Source organism: Bradyrhizobium sp. Ken64 (genome assembly GCF_055807555.1).
This window is the reverse complement of record NZ_JBVVPA010000011.1, coordinates 131915-152433: the sequence shown is the minus strand read 5'-3', so window position 1 is coordinate 152433 and position 20519 is coordinate 131915. Positions and strand designations below refer to the sequence as shown.

Here is a 20519-nt window from a genome sequence, read left to right as displayed (position 1 = left end):
CCGGTCTTTGAGTCTGTCTTGAGCCCAGCTCGACTTCGAGCCTGTTGGCCGAAGGGGGCTGCGCGAGCCGCTCGAATATCACTATTCGCCGGGCTTGTCCCTCGCCGGGCGGGGTCCGTCAATGCACAAGAAGCAGGGCTCGCCTTGCCAAGGGCCGTGACCGGAGGCAAGACGGGGCAGCGAACAGGCAAGAGTGGATCATGGCGGCGGAAGTGCCCGGGAAATCACAGGAATCGGCCAAAAAGGACGGCCTCGCGGCACGTCTGGCCCGGGAAGTGACCGGCGACGTCCTGTTCGACGCTTTCAGCCGGGGCCGCTACGCCACGGACGCTTCCTTCTACCAGATCATGCCCACCGGCGTGGTGGTGCCGCGCACCATGGACGAGGCCTTGCGGGCGCTGGCGATCGCGCGCGACGAGGGACTGAAGGTGACCCCGCGCGGCGGCGGAACCTCGCAATGCGGCCAGACCGTCAATGACGGCCTCGTTGTCGATCTCTCGAAGCACCTGAACCGGATCCTGTCGCTCGACGTCGAAGGCCGCACCTGCGTGGTCGAACCCGGCATCGTGCTCGACGACCTCAACCGCCAGCTGAAAAAGCACGGCCTCTGGTTTCCGGTCGACGTCTCCACGGCCTCGCGGGCCACCATCGGCGGCATGGCCGGCAACAATTCCTGCGGGGGGCGTAGCCTGCGCTACGGCACCATGCGGGACAACACGCTGTCGATGGAGGCCGCGCTTGCCGACGGCACGCTGGGCCGTTACGGCGAGGTGTCGCGCGATCTCTCCGATCTGGATGCGAACGACAGCGCCCGCGCCCTGTTCCGCGACATGCTCGATCTCGGCGCCCGCGAGGCCGGCGAGATCGCCGCACGCTTTCCAAAAGTGCAGCGCCGTGTCGGCGGCTACAATCTCGATGCGCTGGTGCCGCGCAATGCGCGCAACAACATGGCGCATCTGCTGGTGGGCTCCGAGGGTACCCTCGCCTTCACCACCAAGGTCGAGCTGAAGCTTTGGCCTGTGATCCGCAACAAAGCGCTCGGCATCTGTCATTTCGGCAGTTTTTACGAGGCGATGGATGCGGCCCAGCATCTGGTCAAGCTGAAGCCAATTGCGGTCGAGCTGGTCGATCGCACCATGCTCGCGCTTGGCCGTGAGATCGCGATGTTCCGGCCCATCATCTCCACCGCCATCAAGGGCGATCCGGATGCGGTGCTCGTGGTCGAGTTCGCCGAGGAGGATCAGGCGGACAACCTCGTGCGCCTGAGGCAGCTCGGCGAGCTGATGGGCGATCTCGGCTTCGGCTGGAACAACGACAAGCGCAAATGGGGCGGCGTGGTGGAAATCACCGAGCCCGCGCAGCAGAGCGGGATCGCCGATTTCCGCGCCGCCGGCCTCAACGTCATGATGTCGATGAAGCAGGAGGGCAAGCCGGTCTCCTTCGTCGAGGACTGCGCCGTGCCGCTGCCGCATCTCGCCGACTACACCGCGCGGCTGAGCGAGGTGTTCGCCAAGCACGGCACCAGCGGCACGATGTATGCTCACGCTTCCGAAGGCTGCCTGCATGTGCGGCCCGTGCTGAATTTGAAGTTGGAGAAGGACGTCAAGGCGATGCGGGCCATCGCCGAGGAAGCCTTCGAGTTGGTGCGCGAATACAAGGGCTCGCATTCCGGCGAGCACGGCGACGGCCTGGTGCGCTCCGAATTCCACGCAACGATGTTCGGCCAGCGCCTCGTCGCCGACTTCCGCGAGGTGAAGCAGCGCTTCGATCCCGGTGGCGTGCTCAATCCCGGCAAGATCGTCGATGCGCCGAAGATGGACGACCGCTCGCTGTTTCGCTTCAAGCCCGAGTATCGCGTCGCTGAGCTCAAGACAAAACTCGACTGGTCAGCTTATCCCGGGGCCGGCGGCGGTTTTCAGGGCGCTGTCGAGATGTGCAACAACAACGGCGCCTGCCGCAAGCTCGAGGGCGGCGTGATGTGTCCGTCCTACCGCGCGACGCACAACGAGAAGGACGTGACGCGAGGGCGAGCCAACACATTGCGGCTCGCGATCTCCGGCCAGCTTGGCGCGGGCGCACTCTCCTCCGACGAGATGATGGAGACGCTGAAGCTCTGCGTGTCCTGCAAGGCCTGCCGCCACGAATGCCCAACCGGCGTCGACATGGCCAAGATGAAGATCGAGGTGCTCGCCGCGCGAACGGCCTCGCATGGCCTGACCTTGCGCGACCGCCTGGTCGGCTACCTCCCACGCTATGCCGGCCTCGCGTCGCGCTTCGCGCCGCTGGCGAATTTGCGCAACCGCAGCCCGCTGCTGCGAAAGCTGTTCGAGCGTTTTGCCGGCATCAGCGCGCGGCGGGCGCTGCCCGCCTTCCGCAGCGACGTGTTCGTGCCGCCTGCCGAAGCGGTCGGGCCGGAAACCGGCCGCGAGGTCGTGCTGTTCGCCGATACCTTCAACCGCATCTATGAGCGCGAGAATCTCGACGCCGCGTTGCGCGTGCTTGCGACGGGCGGGTATCGCGTGCATCTGCCGAAACCCGCAAGCGGCAGCCGCCCGCTGTGCTGCGGCCGCACCTTCCTGTCCGCCGGTCTCGTCGACGAAGCCAGATCCGAGCTCGATCGTCTGGTCGCCGCATTCGCGCCCTTTGCGGCACGCGGCGTGCCGATCGTCGGGCTCGAGCCAAGCTGCCTTTTGACCCTGCGCGACGAGCTCGCCTCGCTGCGCCAGGACGACGACGCCAAGGCCGTCGGCGCCCACGCGCTGACCTTCGAGGAATTCCTGGTGCGGGAGGCCGAGGCCGGCCGGCTGCAACTGCCGCTCGGCACCGTCGCAGACAAAGCCCTGGTGCACGGCCATTGCCATCAAAAGTCCTTCGGCGCGTTCAAGCCGGTCGAGCAGGTGCTGCGCCTCATCCCCGGCCTGAAGGTCGAGACCATCGAGTCAAGCTGCTGCGGCATGGCCGGCGCCTTCGGCTATGGCGCGGACACCTACGATGCCTCGATCGAGATGGCGGAGCTGTCGCTGCTACCCACCGTGCGGCGCGCGGACCAAGATACACTCGTCGTGGCCGACGGCACCTCCTGCCGGCATCAGATCCACGACGGCGCCCAGCGCGAGGCGCTTCACGTTGCTCGCGTGCTGGCGATGAGCCTCGATCGCGCCGAAACCCGATCTACAACTACTCCCCTTGCAAAGGAAACCAGTCATGGCTGACCTCACCCTCGACACCGCCCGCAAGATCCTCGACGCCGCCTTCGCGAAATCCACCGAACTGAAGCTGAAGCCGCTCGTCGTCACCATCCTGGACGCCCGCGGGGTGCTCAAGATCGCCGCGGCGCAGGACGGCACCAGCCTGATGCGCGCCGAGATCGCGCACGGCAAGGCCTATGGCGCGCTCGCTTTGGGCATGGGCTCGCGCGCCCTGTTCCAGCGCGCGCAGGAGCAGGCCTATTTCATTGATTCCGTGAACACGATTGCCAAGGGCGCGCTGGTGCCGGTCCCCGGCGGCGTGCTGATCATGGACGGCACGACCCTGCTCGGCGCGGTGGGTGTGTCGGGCGACACGTCCGACAATGACGAAGCTTGTGCGGTGGCGGGCATCCAGGCCGCGGCCCTAAAGGCCAACGCTGGGTAGCGATGTCCCCCTCGAGCGCTGCGCACCGGAAAAATGTCACAGATAAAGTTGCGGAGAGGACATTAGCATCATCCGCCTGCCTCAATAGAATTTACCGCGCCTGCTGCGTGCGCGACCGGTCGATCGACTGATTAGAATCGTCGCGCCTATTGAGATAACGACGGATGGCCCTCAAACTTTCGTTCGCGGTCTTTACTATCAAACTGGGAGCAAAGATATCTCTGAGCAGCATTCCGCCATCCGCAGGCCGGCTGGTAGCGAGGTTGTCGCCTTGTCAAGCGAGCTGCACAATTGGAGAGAAAATCGCCCGGGGGCGAATTTCGGGAAAATCGACAAATATTTGGACTTTGCGCCGGCCACATTTTGTTCTATGTTTGTCCGGCCTACGCATAACCGCAAGGGCGGCCGCCGCCGATGGTTCAGATCGGACGGCGACCTAACCACAGCAGACTAACCAGGAGTCTACCAATGGCTATCGGCCAGTATATTGCCGATTCGTCGGCGAATTTCTCTTTTGATCTTCTTGTTCCCTCCCAGATGGCTGTCCGGTCGCGCCTTGCGCACTCGGAGCTCATGAGCTCGTCGGGCCGCCTGACGCGCGTGGATGGCGGCGTTTCGCTGTCGTGGATCGCGATCCACTAGCCTCGCCCCCCATCGAGCTTTCCGAACGGCACAGCTTCTCGGCACGCAAGGTGTTGGGGACTGCTGCCGTTCGGATTTCAACGGACATTCGATCGAACCGGAGATCTTCAACATGTCTTACTTCAAGGACAAGCCGCTCATCAGCACGCGCACCACGAGCCATGTGCACCGCCCGTATGGAGGTGTTGCCGACGTTCGCGAGATCATCGACCGCGCCGCCCATGTCAAAGTTCTGGTGTTCCCGATGAGCCTCGGCCCCAAGCTCGTGGCGAGCGAGCTCGCCTGCCCGGCCTTTTATGCCATGACCGGCGACGTTCAGGACGGCAACGTTCCGATCTATCTCGGCGAGACGAACTGCTTCAGCCGGCGGCTCGGTGAACACCTTGCCGATCCGCAGAAGGCGTGGGCCCGCCAGGTGGTGGTGGTGCGCGGGACCTCGAAGGAGGTGCGCTTCACGAAAGAGACCGCAGCCTACCTGCAGTTCTGGCTGACGCATGCGGCCGATCGCTGCGGCGTCATGAAAGTGGTCGCGGGCAGCCCGCCACGGATGCCCGAGATCGATCCGCTGGACCTGCCGCTGCATGAGCGCATGCTCGAAGACGCACAGCGCTTGCTGTTCGATGCCGGCTTGACCGCCTTCGAACCGCCGCCGGGCGGCATGCCACAGGTGGACGCGCCGGTGCTGTCGCCGGAGGCGGCTGACGATGTAGAGAGCGGCCCGATGGAGATCGACGTGCACCTGTCGCCTGGCGGCGCGGAGTTCGAGTTGCGTTATGATGAGACGATCTGGGCGCGCGGCTATCCCGCCAACGACCGATTTGTCGTGGCCGCCGGCTCGGATTTCCGCATCGCCACCAATCCGAGCGCGAGCCCGGTGACCCGGGCGCGTCGAGCCGCCTTGTTCGAGGCCGGCGTGCTGACGCCGATCCCGGGAGCCATAGATCGCATGCGGATCACCGTCGACATCGCCTTCCCCTCGATGGCGACCGCCGCCAAGGCCGTCTGCGGGGCGCATGTCGACAGCTCGAAGTGGCGGCCGGTCGATCCGACGCAGCGCCCGGTGATGCAGCTCTAGACCTGAGCGCGACTGGACGCTGCGGAAGGTTTTCTGCAGCGTCCATGTTCGTCGTTTGCGTAGGCGGGGCCTTGCCCTCCTCCGCAATGGCAAGAGCGATCCGCGATTTTCACAGTAGGACCGGCTGGCGCCGTGTTTCGGCGTCGACGCGAGCCGAGCAATCTCATGATCGATGATCTGGATGACCTGCCTCCGAGCGACCTCGATGAGGAGGTCATCGAGGGCGCGGCCGAGGATTCCGCATCCGGCGAGCAGGCCACTGCCAGCTTGCCACGCGTGCTGCGCTACGCTGTTCTGGCCTCGCGCGCCGACCATTCGGTCTACCAGCGCCTCGCCGCCGAAATCGAGACGGTCTGCCCGGGCATCGCCCTGACGGAGACATGGATCGACACGCCCGACGCCGCAAGCGGATGCGCGCTTGCCGTCGAGCTCGACCACCGGGCGGTCCGCGAAGACAAGCCGGAGTGCCGGAGCCTTGCCGATGGCGTGCGGCTGATCTCGCTGGCGCTACCTCGCGACAGGGGGCTCGACGAAGAGCACCGCCGTGTCGCAAGCGCGCTTGTTGCCGCCTTTCACAAACTTCCGCCGTCCATCCCCCTCGAGCTCGCCGCCGAGATCGAGGCCCTCGTTTATGGCTGGGCGGCACTGCCAGTCTGCGCGCACGAAGTTATAGGTGCCTTTCAGACGCCCGCAATCCGGGCAGCTGCGATGCTCGGCGCCAGCATGGCGCGGCGCAGGATCGAGGAAGCCGAGGAGACAGCATTCGCCCGCTCGCGGGAGCGTCTGCGTAAAGCCGACGAGCGGGAGGCAATGCGCAGCGACGCCAGTAGTGAGAGGCCGCTGCTGGACGTTCCCGAGGGGCATGTCATCGTGGTGCGAACGGATCCGGTCACCATGACGGGCTATAAATTGAAAGAGATCGTCACGCCCTTGAAAGGCCTGATCGATGTACCCTTGCCGCTGATCAAGACACCGGCGCTTGCGGAAGTGCGCCGCCAGTTGATGGCGGAATTCAGCTACGCGGCCAATGTCGTCGATTTTGTGCTATCCGACCTCGTCGGTCGCCCCACGGTCGCCTTCCGCCCGCTGCTGATGGTGGGGCCGCCCGGGAGCGGGAAGACGCGTTTCGCGCAACGGCTGCAGCAGCTGCTTGGCGTCGGCATGTGGCGGACTGATTCAAGTGGAGCCGATGGCGCGGCGTTCTCCGGAACCGACCGCAGATGGGCGACCGCGCAGCCGTGCCATCCGCTTCTGGCGATCGCGCGCGCTCGGCATGCCAACGTAATGATCCTGCTCGATGAGCTCGACAAAGCCGCGACGGGGCGAGACCATGGCCGCCTGTTTGATTGCCTTCTTGGGTTCCTCGAAATCGACTCGGCGCGGCAATATCCGGACCCCGCACTGCAGACCCCCGTTGACCTGCGACACGTTTGCTACGTTGCTACGGCGAATTTCATCGACAACCTGCCCTCTCCTTTGCTCGATCGCTTCCGCAAGATAGACTTTCCCAAGCCGACGGAGGCCGACCTTCTGGCTCTCATCCCCGCGGTGATCACCGATATCCTGCGCGACCAGGGTATGGACCGGCGCTGGATCGAGGGCCTGAGCCCGAGCGAAACTTCCGCCATCGCGCACCATTGGCGCGGCGGATCAGTGCGACGGCTCCGCCGCCTCCTCGAGATCGTGTTGCGCCAGCGCGAGGTCAACGCAAGCCGCCATTGAACGATAGCGCCGATCCCCTGTGCCACAGCGGGTAAGGTCTCAGGCGTTGTCATCCAAAGTCCCCCGCGGGATCAGCCCTGTCTCTTGAGGACGCTTTCAAAGGCTCGCAACCGCATGAACTTCCGTCACTAAGGACTCCAGCCGGAAACTCGCACATCTTCCACCTCCCCGCGCTGCGCGATCTCAATGTTCGGCGGAATGTCCTCGGCCGCCGAGGTGACGATCTTCGCCGCTGCTTGCATCAAATCGAGCTCCGGTCTGACCATCCATCCAGCATCCTGGCACAGCAGCGAAATCGCTTTTTCCAAAATGGACTCGGCTCGGGCAAGACGGTGAATGCGGATGGCGATTTCGTCCGGGGAAATCGGCTCGCCCGAGCCTGTACGGCCCGGTTGGTAGATCAGCGATAGACGTTCCGTCTTCAGACGAGCCAACGGCCGCTCTATCGCATCGATCCTCTTCTGCAAATCGAGGCGGGCGCGCCGATCAGCATCGGACGGCTTCAGGACCTCGGCCGAAGCATCTGACGAGGCAGCATCGAGTGGGTTGCCTTCATCGGCGTGAAGTAACCGGGGGATCCGGCGCTGCGCCTCGTGATAAGCAACCGAGACCTCCTGCCTGAGAATGCGATGCAAGGCACCAACGAACAACTGCGGATGGTGAAACGCGATCACTCTCGGCGCATTCCCCGGTTTGACCGCCACGTTGTTGCGGCCCAGGAACGAGGCGAATTCGGCTTCCGTCGCTGAACTCTTCCACAGGCGTTTCAGCTCCGACTGAAACCTGGGCAGCGGGAAGTCAACAGCCTGAGCCGCTCGGCGCATGGAATCGGTCATGCGCGGCGCATCGATGACCGGCACGACCCCGAGTTCGTCGATAAGCCAGTCGGCAACGTGACCGTTGCCATCGGCGCGAAGCGCCTCGATGACCGACTTTTGCCAACGGCTCGGGACGGCCTCGCCCTCGATCAGGTAGGCCGCGAGCGCCATGACTTTGTGGAGTCTCGGTGCATGATGGCGCATGTCCAGCGCGCGAAAAGTTTGAGGGGAAACGTGGCCCAACACCAGGTGCAGATGATTTGCACCTCCTCCAGCACGCGGCTTGTCGTTGTGGGCGAACACCATCAACGGGTGGTCATGTGCCTTGAGTTCTGTGAGGACGAGATCGACGACCTTCGCCACTTCGTCCGCCGTCAGCGTACGCCGGGGCGAAATATAGAGATGCCAGAGCGCAATCTCGGCGCGGGACGCAGCCGTCAGGGCCGCCATGACTTGCATCCCGTCGATGGTCCGACGAACGCAGAGATTGCGCATCTCGAGGAGTTCTGGACGCTGATCCTTGTCCTTCCAGAGGTGTGCATCGAGGCGGCGGGCGTCCGTTAGCGACCCCCGATATGAAAAGGCGCGCGCGATCATCAGCGCGGCCCGATCGAGCGGGCGATCAGCAGCAAGGCGGATACTGCATCTCGCAACAAGATTGTCGTCTGCACGAGGTGTTGGGCATCTGCGCCCTGAGCGCGGCTCTGCTTGATTTCGTTCGCACAGCGAATGATCGTTGCGTGGATTTCCGCGAGCTTTTGTCTTATTCCGTCGTGTTTGGCCCGCCTCCTGCGCGGACGGGTTCCCGACAAGTAGGCCTCCATCGCATCCTTGATGAATTGGCTGAGGTCGATGTTCATCGATGCCGCTCGCTCGGTGGCCTGGTCCTTGAGTGCCTGCGGCAACCGCACGGAAAAAGGAGCGTTGGTCGTGATCGGCGTATTACAGCCAATCTCTGGATGCTTCGCCAATGGCTTTTTCCTGCCCTGCTTGGAGCTGTTTACACCCACGTGATTTTGCTCCAGAAGGCGTCCATCCAGCGGCCGATGAGCCGCAGCCGGTGCTCGCACCGGCCGATCCGGCTTCGACGGATACGGACCCGGAGTTTGAGGACTTGCTCGCGTTCAGCCCGCGTCAGCATCTGAAACTCCCGTGGCGGATCTAGCAGCAAGGAAATCAGGCTGGTCGATCGAGCGAGGCGCCCGACCAGCGTGCAAGAAGCCGCGGCTCCGCGCTGTTCGGCTCGTGCGAAGGTCGGCCCAAGCTTAATTGGCATCGGGAAACCTGAGCCCGCGCGAGGCCTCCTCCATCATCTTTGCGATCCAGCTCGCGATGCGCCGCTGGACCGCCGCCGCCGACAGCCGATCGAGCGGCCGGCCGGAGGCATCGAGCCACAAGGGGGCGAGTTTCGCCGGATCGGCGTTCACGAAATCGACGAGGTTCAATCCTGCACGGTCCACCGGCTGCCACAGACGGTCATCGAGCCGCGGCAGCGCGATCTCCGTCACGCCCGCACGCATCTCGTCGAAGTGCTCCGGCTCCAGGTCGATGATGCCCGGATCGAAATTCGGCGGGAACACGACGCCGACCCGTTCATTGAGCACCCACAGCGGCCGGGCGAGCGGTAGCGCGGTGCGCACTAAGCTCGTGTTCGTCGCCAATGCGCGCATGGCGTCACGATTCGAGGTGGTCACAAGCGCCACGATCATCTGGCCGCCCCCGTCGGCGACCAACTTATCGACGTCCATGTCGCGCAGGAAGCGCAAGACCGTCACGTCCCATGTGGCCGCCGTGTCGAGCACGATGCTGCTACCGCTTGTCACCGCCTGATCGAGGGCGTTAGACAGGGGTGAAAATGCCCGCAACAAAGCAAGCGGATCGTCGGATGCGTCGAGCAGATCGGTGTCGATCTTGGTGACGCTGCCGAGCTTGTCAGCCAACCGCTCGGCGACGTCCGCCGAGAAGACCTCAATCTTGCATCCGCGCGAGCGCAAGATCAGCGCCACGAGTTCGGTAAACAGGCTCTTTCCCTGGCCGCCGATGGCGGACAAGATGACAATGAAGTACCAAGCTGGCATCAGCTGCTTCTCCTCTGTCGGCGAGCAGCTGAATAAGGCATGGCTTGACGAACAAGGCCCCCACGAACCCTATGTGGAAACTGTCGTAGATTGTCGTCATCCGTCGGAAATTGATATCAATCGTCTGAGGACGCCTGGCTCGGCTTACGGGCGGAGCGCGGGCGCGCAGGCTTTTGCAAGGGTGCGGAGGAATCGAAAAGTCGTCCCGGCGCTAGCTGCGGCGGCAAGATCGAGAGTCGGCATCGGCATTCCCGTCGCGCGGGCTTTCGGCGTGCTGCTGACGCCGCCGGCCGGCGAGGCTGACGTGGCATCGAACGGCTTGGAAGAGCCGCCAAGCAGCGCGACATGATGATAGTCGCCCATGCATGCCCGGCGCCAGAGTTCGGCGGCCGAGTCACGGACGGCGCCATGGCAGGCGATCCAGAAGCCGCGTCGACGCCGATGGCGCAGCGTTTCCGCTCGCCCCGACGCGCCGTCCAGGAGTTCCGACAGACGCGTTGCCACGATATGGTGCTGACAGCTCGCGACCCAGATCGTCAACATCGCGGAAACGACGTCGGAACGGATGTTGTCTACGCCAATCGACCCCGCCAGGATATCGACGATCCGAATGATGACGTCCTGAACCGGGCCTTGCGGTCGCTCCGTCATGGGATCCAGAACGGCCTCGAGCACGTCCCAAACCAGACGGGCTCCGGGCGACGGCTCGGCCCAATCATAGAGCGTTCGCCGTCCGCGGTTTTGCCGCTGCGGATCTCGTGTGGCGAGGCACACGCGATCGCGCACATGTTCAAGGAAGCTGGGCGCGACATCTGTCATCCCAGCGATGAAATCTCCGAGCCGCCTTCTCAGATCGCCCGCAGCCGGCGTGGCCAAACCTTCGAAAAAATACGTCGTCGCCGCGTCAAATGGGAAGGGTGTCGACCTGACGGCCACCAAATGCGGTTGGCCCGGGACCTGGCGCAGCGCCGCATTCACAACATGGGGCTCGATGGGCGCAGCTACGACGACCGTCCGGGAAGAAACTGCGCAACTGACGGCATTCTTCAGCACTTCAGCGGTGACAGGCGCCATGTCGCAATTCGAGAATGGATAACGCCCGATCAGCGCGTCGAAAGTCTCAGGCAATATCTCGGACGGAATGCAGGCGACGCCGGTGTGAGCCGCGTGATGCGCCGCATCTACGAGCACGGACAGCTGCGAGATGACTTCCCCGATACGAGCCGAGGCCTCGCGCCGCGCGCTCCGGCACTGAAACAACGACGCGGCCCGGTCGAGGGCTTCGAGATGGACCGCGACATCCGCCGAAGGACGGCGGACCCGGAGGACGAGGCTCTTAACCTCGGCACGATCCTCCTCGATAAGCATGCGCGCTACCGTTTTCCACGACGGAAGAGATCGTCTATTGCGTTGTGGATCCGGGCCTGGTCGATACGGTGCTTAAACCTTTCAAGTTCGGGCGACGTCGGCTGGTTCTTCGCTGTGCTCGCCGGCGATGGTCCGCCAACATCGGTTGGTCGAACGGACGGCCCCCTCGTTGCCGCTCCGGGCGGCCGATCCTTCTTCCCCTTAGCACGCTTGATGAAGTTGTAGAGCGATTGCCCGGTGAACTCCGCGCCCGTGCGACCTCGCGCCCCCCGGACGTTCAGACCCTCGGCAATCTGCTTGTAGGTCAAGCCATGCTCCAAAATCGCCTCGAACGAGCCGACGTGTTGGTCGATGACCATTTGCGTTTTCGGAACGCCCAACTCGGTCGCGGCCAGCGCAGCAACTATCGGCGTCAACAACTCGTCAAGGATCATCGCGGTGCCATTGCCCTTAGATGATGAACAAAATACCTTCCGTTGGGCTTGCGCGTGGCCCGCCCTTCACGACGTGGAATGCTCGATTAGGGCGCCGGCAGGCTGAGGATCGAGGGCGTCGCCCGCGCAGAGCGGCTCCTGCGAATCTTCGCGGCCGCGCGATCGGCAAGATCCGCCACGAAATGGCGCGCGGACGGCCGCTCCTCAAGAAAAGCGTGCAGCAGCCGGCATTGGTGGGCGTCCAACGCCTCCGTGATCATCGCCGCGATCTGAACCGATTCAGCCGAGTCCGTCTCCATTTTAGCGGAGCCCTCCTTGGCGCGCCGGATCGTCTGCTTCACGAACTCGACTGTCACCCGCTCGCCGCGCCGCACCCGCGCGATCACCTCGTGCACCGTTTCCTCGCTCACCGACGCAGCACCCAGCGCCTGAGCGGCGGTCAGCGGCAGCCGGCACACGACCTCGCCGTGGCGCTGGAACAGATGCGCTGCGTTCATATAGAGTTGCGCCTTCCGCGGCTTGAACCCCAAAACCACGCGACACCACCGCAAGAAAATGCCGTGCCCCAGACCTTCCTTGGCCTCTACCAGCGCGACGCCGATCACAAGTCCGCTGCAGGCCTCCCGCTCCACCCCCTCCTGGATGACGACCTCGAGCTCCGGCAGCCTGTCCCGCATCTGGGGAGGAATTTGGCCATAGTCGAACTGATCGCCGCCCATCATGGTCGTGCGCGCTCCAACGCTCTCTCGTTTGAAGTATCCTCGGTCAGGATACACCAAAACGGAAAAACGTCAATCTTTTCCGTATGATGGCAACTCGGCACGGTCCGGGGAGAAAATCCAAATGCGAAAAGTTTTCGCTTTTGCCGTCAAACTAGAGAGGGAGGACAGCCCGAATGGGAGGAGCTTTGATCCAAGAAATGACCTATAGGCGATCGAGCGCACGCTCATTGATTGCCTGACTAGATGTCCCGTGAGCGGCCGAACGACTGCGAGACCAAGAATAGCGCAAACAGAGGAGCGAGTGGCGATGCACGCTTCGGAAGCGCTTCCAAAACGCAACCCGCGCGAAGCGGTCAGGGCATTGCGGTCAGCGGGTCGATGATGGTGGAATTGAGGGCAGGCAGTCTTCCGTCTGCGTTCCCTGCATCAGCACCATAACTAGGTCGTTCGCCATGCACGATCTCAGTCAGCTTAACGAAAGCTGATGACCGGAGCGCCCCTCATCTCCCCGTCCAGACCGGCTTGCGCTTCTCGGCGAATGCCTTCAGGCCCTCCTTGGCGTCCTCGGTCATCGCCAGTAGTGAGATCTGGCTTTCGGTGTAGGCGATGCTCTCGTCGAACGACATCGACGCGATGGCCCGCATGGCGTATTTGCCACGTCGGATGGCGGTCGGGGATTTGTCGACGATACGGCCGATCAGCCAGTCGACCTTGGCGTCGAGCTCGGCCGCAGGCACGACGTAGTTGAGAAGGCCTGCGTCGAGTGCCGCGTCCGCGTCGAACGGTTCGCCGGTCAGCGCCCATTCGTTGACGAGGCGCCGCGGTGCGATCTCCTGCAACAGGCTCAACACCTGCATCGGGAATACGCCGACCTTCACCTCCGGCAGGCCGAAGATGACGTGATCGGCGGCGACGGCCATGTCGGTCATGCAGAGCAGGCCCATGCCGCCGGCCATGCAGACCCCGCCAACGCGCGCAATCGCGGGCTTGGTCGCGTTCTGCGACAAGCGCAACAGATCGGCATAGTCGACATTCGGCTTCGAATGATCCATCGCGAAAGCCGCGCCCGAGTTCTGCAGGTCCGCACCGGCACAGAACGCCTTGTCGCCCGCGCCGGTCAGCACGATGACCCGGACATCCTTGTCGTCATGCGCGTCGCGATAGCCACGCGCGATGCCGGCAATGACCTCGCCATTCAGCGCGTTGCGTTTCTCGGGCCGGTTGATGGTGATCCAGAGCGCCTGCCCGCGCTTCTCGGTGATCACGGCTGTGGTGTCGGTCATGGCACGCTCGCTTCCTTGGGCTCCCGTTTAGCGGCCATTTGCGGCAGCTCGGGCCGAAGGTGCAAGGGCAAACTGCGGCGCGGCGCCGCTTTAGCGCCTCGACACAAACTTGAAAGGCGATCGAAGCGCAGGCTCAGGCCGCGACCGCTTTCCTGATCCAGACCTTGTTGTCGTGGAAAGCGGCGCCGCCGATCGGCGCGATTGTGTCCGCGCCCGTCAGCATATTGATGCCGCGCTCACCGATATGGTTCTTGTTGGGATGAACGGACTCCGCGATCAGCACACCCCGCCGCACGCCTTCGAACAGTGTGGCGATCAGCGTGGTCTCGCCGCGGGTGTTGCCGAGCGTCACGGCGTCGCCATGGGCGATGTCGAGCGCGGCGGCATCCAGGGGATGGATCATCACGCTCGCCTTGCCCTCACGCGCCTGGGAGGACGGCGTCTCGTTGAAGGTGGTGTTGAGGAAGCTGCGCGACGGGCTGGTGGCAAGCCGGAACGGATGTGCCTGATCGGAATGCTCGATCACCGCCCAATGGTCCGGCAGCGACGGCATCTTGTCGAAATCACCCATCGTCTGGCCGAACGGCGGATGCGCCCAATCGGCCTTGAAATGGAATTTCCTGTCGGCATGGGCGAAGCCATCGAGATAATGCGACGTGCGGAAGTCCGGCTGCAGGTCGCGCCAGAGATCGGCTTCGAGGCCGGCAATGTCGCCGTGGTCGCTCAGCTTCAGCGTCGCGTCGATCAACTCGCGCGGCGTCAGCTCGAACCCCGGATGCCTGGCGCCAAGCCGCGGCGCCAGCGCCTGCAGCACCTCGTGGTTGGAGCGGCATTCGCCGGGCGGGTCGATCAGCTTCGGCCCGACCGAGATGTGCTGGTGGCCGCCGCCGTAATAGAGATCGTCGTGCTCCATGAACATCGTCGCCGGCAGCACGATGTCGGCCATCTGCGCCGTCTCGGTCATGAACTGCTCGTGCACCGCCACGAACAAATCCTCGCGCGCAAAACCCTGCCGCACCAGCGCCTGCTCCGGCGCAACGGTCATCGGGTTTGTGTTCTGGATCAGCAGCGCCTTGACCGGACCCTTGCCGTGCAGGGCCTTGGAATCGCCGGTAAGGATGCGGCCGATCTGCGACTGGTCGAGCGCGCGGATGGTCTGGTCGATGGCGTCATGGCCTTCGATGATGGATTCGTTGAAGTGCCACAGCGCGTAATTGTTGAAGAAGGCACCGCCGCCTTCATATTGCCAGGCGCCGGTCACCGCGGGAATGCAGTTGGCGGCATGCATCTGCGCCGCGCCGTTGCGCGAGCGGGTGAAGCCGTAGCCGAGCCGGAAGAAGGTCCGCTTGGTCTGGCCGACCAGTTTGGCAAAAGCCTCGATCTCCGCCACCGGCACGCCTGAAATCGCGGATGCCCATTCGGGCGTGCGCGTCTTCAGATGCGCCTCGAGCTCGCCGGGGCAATCGGTGTACTTGTCCATATAGGCGCGATCGGCATAGCCGTCGCGGAACAGGACATGCATCACGCCGCAGGCAAAGGCGCCGTCGGTGCCGGGCCGCAGGATGATCTTGATATCCGCCTGCTTCATGGTCTCGTTGTCGTAGATGTCGACGGCCGCGATCTTGGCGCCACGCTCCTTCCGGGCACGGGCGGCGTGCGTCATCACGTTGACCTGCGTGTTGACGGGGTTGGTGCCCCAGATCACCACGAGATCGGACAGCGCCATCTCGCGCGGATCGACGCCCGCGATCTTGCCTGTGCCGATCGCGAACCCGATGCGGCCGACATTGGCGCAGATGGTCTGATAGAACCGCGAATATTTCTTCACATGCGTGAGCCGGTTGAGGCCGTCGCGCATCACCAGCCCCATCGTGCCGGCGTAATAATAGGGCCAGACTGACTCCGCGCCGAATTCGCGCTCGGCCTGGTTGAAGCGATCCGCAATCTCGTCCAGCGCCTCGTCCCAGGTGATCCGGGCGAATTGGCCGGAGCCCTTCGGCCCGGTTCGGCGCAGCGGATACACCAGCCTTTCAGGATGATGGATGCGCTCGGCATAGCGGGCGACCTTGGCGCAGACCACGCCGGCCGTATAGGTCTGCTTTTTCGAACCGCGGACACGACCGATGCTGCGTCCCTCGACCACCTCGATATCGAGGGCACAGGCCGACGGGCAATCATGCGGACAGGTCGAATGGCGGATTTCGATCTTGGCGTGCTGGTTCATGTCCAATTTGGTAACACCAAAATACCTGTCAGCCGAGGGTATTTATCCGGCAACGCCCATGCGATTTGCTCAAATCGCGCGCCGCCGGTTCCTGCCGCGAGCGCGAAAAGTCGCGCCGCCACACCGAAAACCGCAGGATATTCCAGGCACGATCGGCCTTGTGAGGCGTCGACAGTCCGCCTCCCCTGCCGCTACAGTGCCGCCAACAAGAACGACATCAGGGAGGTGGGTGTGACGGCCCGACAATTCATGCTGGCGCTGGCTGCCGGCCTGCTCAGTGCATGCTCCGCAGCACCGTCCCTGGCGCAAGACTATCCCAATCATGCGGTCCGGATCGTCGTGCCCTTCGGCGCGGGCGGACCGGCCGATGTCGCGGCCCGGCAGATCGGCAATGCACTCCAGGAGAGTTTTGGCCAGCCCTTCGTGATCGAGAACCGCACCGGCGCGGGCGGCGTCATCGGCACGGTCGAAGCGGCGAAGTCGCCCGCCGACGGCTACACGCTGTTGATGATGTCCAATACCCAGACCGCGAACGAATCCCTCCTGACGCCGGATAAGCGCAAATACGAGCTGATGCGCGACCTCGCGCCGATCGCGCCGGTGAACTCCTCAGATCTCGTCATCGTGGTGAACCCGCAAGTCGCAGCGAAGACGCTGCAGGAGTTCGTCGCGCTCGCCAAGTCGCAGCCGGGCAAGTTGAACTACGCCTCCTCCGGCCAGGGCACGCCCTATCACATGGCCGGCGAGCTGTTCAAAGCCATGGCCGGCATCGATCTCGTCCACGTCCCCTACCGCAACAGTGGGGAGGCGCGCAGTGGCGTGATCGGCGGGCAGGTGCAGATGATGATCGACGCGGTGCCGGCGATGGCGCCGAACATCGGCGAGAACCAGGTCCGCGCGCTCGCGACCACCGGCAAACAACGCTCAGCCGTGCTACAGAGCGTGCCGACGGCGATCGAGGCGGGCATAGCAGGCTATGAAGCCACGATCTGGCTCGGCCTGATGGCGCCGGCCGGCACGCCGAAACCTGTGATCGACAAGCTCAATGCCGCCGTGAACGCGATGGTGAAGCGGGCCGACATCGTCAAGCTCTGGACTGCGCAGGGCGCGGCGCCCATGTCGATGACGCCGGAGGAATTCGACAAATTCCTCCGCGGCGACATCGAGAAATGGGCCGACGTGGTCAAGAAGTTCGACAAGTCCTGAGGCCGCAGAGCGACAATGCCGACCATTCGATTCCAGCTCAACGGCACGGCGGCGGCCGTGGATACCGATCCGGATCAGACGCTGCTCGATGTGCTGCGCGGCCGGCTCGGCGTCACCGGTCCGCATTTCGGCTGCGGAGCCGGCGAGTGCGGCGCTTGCTATGTCATGGTCGGTGATCGCGCGATGGCCTCCTGCGACATGCCGATGTGGTCGGTCGCGGACAAGGAGATCGTTACGGTGGAAGGCCTCGGCACGGCGGAGCAACCGCATCCGCTGCAACGTGCCTTTATCTCTGAGCAGGCGATGCAATGCGGCTATTGCGTATCGGGAATCCTGATCAGCGCGGCGGCGCTGCTGAAGCGCAATCCGTCGCCGACGGAGGACGAGGTGAAAGCGGCGCTTGATCGCAATCTGTGCCGCTGCGGATCGCACAACCGCATGGTCCGCGCCGTGCTGCGGGCGGCCGCGGAGATGGCGACATCATGAGTGCGCCGTCCCCTGCCCCGACACTGCCGGTCAGCCTTGCTGCCAATCCCAAGCTGTCATCCTGGGTAAAGCTCATCGGCGACGGCCGTGTGGCGATCTCGCCCGGCAAGGTCGAGATCGGCCAGGGCATCGTCACGGCCCTGGCGCAGATCGCAGCCGACGAGCTCGACGTCGATATTGGTCGCATCGAGATGATCCGCGCCTCCACGGCGGCCAGCCCGAACGAGGGCGTCACCTCGGGCAGCCTTTCGGTCCAGCAATCCGGCCGCGCGCTACGCCATGCCTGTGCCGAAATCCGCCGGCGCTTCCTCGCCGCGGCGTCGGAGCGTCTCGGCGTCGATGCATCGCTGCTCGAGATCCATGACGGCACGATCTCGGGCCCCGGCAATGTCAGGACCAGCTATTGGGAGTTGGCCGATGACATCTCGCTCGACCAGGACGCCAATGCGGGCGCGACGGCGAAGATTGTCGCCAAGCGCACCGTCGCCGGACATTCGGTCCAGCGCGTCGACATTCCCGACAAGGTGTTCGCACGGCCGCGCTTCATTCATGACTGTCCGCTGCCGGACTTGCTGCACGGACGCGTGCTGCGGCCGGAGACCTCGGGCGCCAAACTGATCGCGCTCGACGAGATGGCGGCGCGAGCCGTTCCCGGGCTCGTCGCGATCGTCCGCGACGGCAGCTTTGCCGGGGTGGTTGCCGACAGCGAGGCAGCGGCGGAAGCCGCGCTGAAAGCCTTGCGCAGGGGCGCGACATGGTCGGCCGGTGAGCCGCTGCCGGATGAAAATGATCTGGCCGGATTCCTGAAGAGCCAGCCGGTCGAGACCACGGTGATCGACGCCAGGACCACTGCGGCAACGATAAAGAAGGCTGCTCGCACCCTCCGCCGGCAATACATCCGTCCCTACATTACGCATGCCTCGATCGCACCGTCCTGCGCCATGGCCCGATGGGACGGCGATCGTGTCCATGTCTGGACCCACAGCCAGGGCGTCTATCTGCTGCGCGCCGATCTCGCGATCGTGCTCAAGCTGCCGGCACAAAATATCGTCGTCGAGCACATGGAGGGCGCGGGTTGCTACGGGCACAATGCCGCCGACGATGTCGCGCTCGATGCCGTGCTGCTGGCGAAGGCTGCCGGCGGCCGTCCGGTGCGGGTGCAGTGGTCGCGCCACGACGAGATGTCCCATGCGCCGTTTGGCGCGGCGATGGCGATCGAGATCGAGGCCGACCTCGATGCGGACAACGAGATCGTCGGTTGGCGCCATGCGATCTGGAGCAACGGCCACGCGGCGCGGCCGGGGCGCGCGGCACAGCCCGCGCTGCTTGCCGCAACCGAGATTGCGACCCCCTGGCCGCGCATGATCTCGACCAATCCGCCCGCGGCCAATGGCGGCGGCGGCGACCGCAACTCCGTTCCGCTCTACGACTTCCCGGCCTGGACGATCACGAGCCACCGGCTGCTGACCATGCCGGTGCGAACCTCGGCACTGCGGACACTCGGCGGACAAGGCAATGTGTTCGCCATCGAGTCCCTGCTCGACGAGGTCGCCGCGCTGCGCGGCGAAAACCCGATCGCGTTCCGCTTGCGTCATCTGCGCGATGAGCGCGCGAAGGACGTCATCCGGGCCGCGGCACGACGCGCGCAGTGGAAACCGCAGAAGCAGTCCGGCATCGGTCATGGCGTCGGCTTCGCCCGCTACAAGAACACGGGGGCCTATTGCGCCGCGATTGCGGAGATCGAAGGCAGCGATGACATCCGCGTCAAGCGGCTGACGCTGGCGGTCGACGTCGGCGAGGTCATCAACCCGGACGGTGTCATCAACCAGATCGAGGGCGGCGCGATCCAGGCGACGAGCTGGGTGCTGAAGGAACGCGTCCGCTTCGACCGCACCCGCATCATGTCGACGTCCTGGACCGACTATCCGATCCTCACCTTCAGCGAGGTGCCGGCGGTGGATGTCGAGATCGTCCAGCGGCCGGAGATCGAGCCGGTCGGCGCCGGCGAGGCCGCCCACGGCCCGGTGACTGCGGCGATCGCGAATGCCATTTACGATTGCCTCGGCGTGCGCGTGCGCGACCTGCCGATCACCCGCGACAAGATCATTGCAGCCATGGAGCTGGCATCGTGACGACAGTGAGCATTTTGAGCGGAGGCGCGGCGCAAGGCCTGGTGCGCGGCCTCAGCGATCCCTTCAAGACGCAGACCGGCTTCGGCATCGACGGCGAGTTCGGCGCGGTCGGCGTCATGGCCGACAAGCTGCGCGCGGGAACGGCGGCCGATCTCGTTATCCTGACGCAGGCGCTGCTTGCAAAGCTTGCCGAAGAGAAGCTCGTCATCCCCTCCTCGATCTCGGATGTCGGACGGGTCGAGACCGCGCTGGCGGTCCGTAGCCGCGATCCCAAGGTGACGGTGAAGACCGAGACTGACCTGCGCGAGGCGCTGCGCAGCGCCGACGCGATCTACGTCCCGGACACGAAAGCCTCCACGGCGGGACAGCACGTTGCAAAGGTGCTGGATCAGCTCGGCATCGCCTACGAGGTCGCTTCGCGCCTCAAGATCTTTCCCAACGGCGCGACTTCGATGCGGGAGCTTGCGGCATCCACCGCCGCGCATCCGATCGGCTGCACGCAGGCGACCGAGATCATCGCGACCGACGGTATCGTGCTGTCAGGGGCGTTGCCGCCGGGCTGCGAGCTCGTGACGATGTACACGGCCGGCGTGACCATGCGAGCCGCACATCCGCAAGAGGCGGCGGCGCTGATCGCGTTGCTGACCGGCGCAGACCGCAAGGATCTGCGCCAGCGCGTCGGATTTACAGGCTAGA

At 64.4% G+C, this 20519-nt stretch carries 17 protein-coding genes; 9 read left to right on the top strand and 8 right to left on the bottom strand.

Annotated features, from left to right (window positions below; genetic code table 11):
- Positions 1-200: 200 nt before the first annotated feature.
- The 5 genes from AC0L2F_RS19805 to AC0L2F_RS19785 all read left to right on the top strand — a co-directional run bounded on the left by AC0L2F_RS19805 (position 201) and on the right by AC0L2F_RS19785 (position 7072).
- Positions 201-3212 (top strand): FAD-binding and (Fe-S)-binding domain-containing protein, encoded by a 3012-nt coding sequence (locus AC0L2F_RS19805; RefSeq protein WP_473249533.1) that lies wholly within the window; start codon positions 201-203, stop codon positions 3210-3212.
- Entirely contained in the window at positions 3205-3633 is a 429-nt protein-coding gene (locus AC0L2F_RS19800) for a GlcG/HbpS family heme-binding protein (protein ID WP_247411856.1), read from the top strand. The genes AC0L2F_RS19805 and AC0L2F_RS19800 overlap by 8 nt, the downstream gene beginning before the upstream one ends.
- A 468-nt stretch (positions 3634-4101) precedes the next feature.
- A complete protein-coding gene (locus AC0L2F_RS19795) occupies positions 4102-4275 on the top strand; it encodes a hypothetical protein (RefSeq protein WP_247411853.1) in 174 nt (57 codons plus the stop codon).
- A 112-nt stretch (positions 4276-4387) separates the two neighbouring features.
- Entirely contained in the window at positions 4388-5350 is a 963-nt protein-coding gene (locus AC0L2F_RS19790; protein ID WP_247411850.1) for a GIY-YIG nuclease family protein, read from the top strand.
- A 165-nt stretch (positions 5351-5515) separates the two neighbouring features.
- Positions 5516-7072, top strand: coding sequence for an AAA family ATPase (locus AC0L2F_RS19785; RefSeq protein WP_473249532.1), 1557 nt, complete (start codon positions 5516-5518; stop codon positions 7070-7072).
- 128 nt (positions 7073-7200) lie between these two features.
- Here the strand turns inward: AC0L2F_RS19785 and AC0L2F_RS19780 are convergent, their stop codons facing one another.
- From AC0L2F_RS19780 to AC0L2F_RS19745, 8 genes are all read right to left on the bottom strand, one after another.
- Positions 7201-8487 (bottom strand): relaxase/mobilization nuclease domain-containing protein, encoded by a 1287-nt coding sequence (locus tag AC0L2F_RS19780; protein ID WP_247411840.1) that lies wholly within the window; start codon positions 8485-8487, stop codon positions 7201-7203.
- Positions 8487-8861: a hypothetical protein gene (locus AC0L2F_RS19775; RefSeq protein ID WP_247411832.1), complete on the bottom strand. Its 375-nt coding sequence runs from the start codon at positions 8859-8861 to the stop codon at positions 8487-8489. The genes AC0L2F_RS19780 and AC0L2F_RS19775 overlap by 1 nt, the downstream gene beginning before the upstream one ends.
- A gap of 294 nt (positions 8862-9155) precedes the next feature.
- Entirely contained in the window at positions 9156-9968 is an 813-nt protein-coding gene (locus AC0L2F_RS19770; RefSeq protein ID WP_473249531.1) for a hypothetical protein, read from the bottom strand.
- Between the two features lie 144 nt (positions 9969-10112).
- Complete coding sequence (locus tag AC0L2F_RS19765; protein WP_473249530.1) at positions 10113-11336, bottom strand: hypothetical protein; 1224 nt, start codon at positions 11334-11336, stop codon at positions 10113-10115.
- A gap of 5 nt (positions 11337-11341) precedes the next feature.
- Entirely contained in the window at positions 11342-11770 is a 429-nt protein-coding gene (locus tag AC0L2F_RS19760; RefSeq protein WP_473249529.1) for a hypothetical protein, read from the bottom strand.
- Between the two features lie 86 nt (positions 11771-11856).
- A complete protein-coding gene (locus AC0L2F_RS19755; protein ID WP_247411811.1) occupies positions 11857-12492 on the bottom strand; it encodes a hypothetical protein in 636 nt (211 codons plus the stop codon).
- Positions 12493-12992: 500 nt separating this feature from the next.
- Entirely contained in the window at positions 12993-13775 is a 783-nt protein-coding gene (locus AC0L2F_RS19750; protein WP_247411803.1) for an enoyl-CoA hydratase/isomerase family protein, read from the bottom strand.
- 133 nt (positions 13776-13908) lie between these two features.
- Positions 13909-15999, bottom strand: coding sequence for a molybdopterin-dependent oxidoreductase (locus tag AC0L2F_RS19745; RefSeq protein WP_473249528.1), 2091 nt, complete (start codon positions 15997-15999; stop codon positions 13909-13911).
- Between the two features lie 249 nt (positions 16000-16248).
- Here AC0L2F_RS19745 and AC0L2F_RS19740 point away from each other — a divergent pair, with 249 nt between their 5' ends.
- From AC0L2F_RS19740 to AC0L2F_RS19725, 4 genes are read left to right on the top strand one after another with little or no spacing between them, the layout of a single operon-like run.
- A complete protein-coding gene (locus AC0L2F_RS19740) occupies positions 16249-17205 on the top strand; it encodes a tripartite tricarboxylate transporter substrate binding protein (RefSeq protein ID WP_473249597.1) in 957 nt (318 codons plus the stop codon).
- Between the two features lie 15 nt (positions 17206-17220).
- A complete protein-coding gene (locus tag AC0L2F_RS19735; protein WP_473249527.1) occupies positions 17221-17691 on the top strand; it encodes a (2Fe-2S)-binding protein in 471 nt (156 codons plus the stop codon).
- A complete protein-coding gene (locus AC0L2F_RS19730; protein ID WP_473249526.1) occupies positions 17688-19823 on the top strand; it encodes a xanthine dehydrogenase family protein molybdopterin-binding subunit in 2136 nt (711 codons plus the stop codon). The genes AC0L2F_RS19735 and AC0L2F_RS19730 overlap by 4 nt, the downstream gene beginning before the upstream one ends.
- Positions 19820-20518 carry a molybdate ABC transporter substrate-binding protein gene (locus AC0L2F_RS19725; protein ID WP_473249525.1) on the top strand — a complete coding sequence of 233 codons (699 nt, stop codon included), beginning with the start codon at positions 19820-19822 and terminating at the stop codon, positions 20516-20518. Before AC0L2F_RS19730 ends, AC0L2F_RS19725 begins: the two co-directional genes overlap by 4 nt.
- The last annotated feature ends 1 nt before the right edge of the window (position 20519 follow it).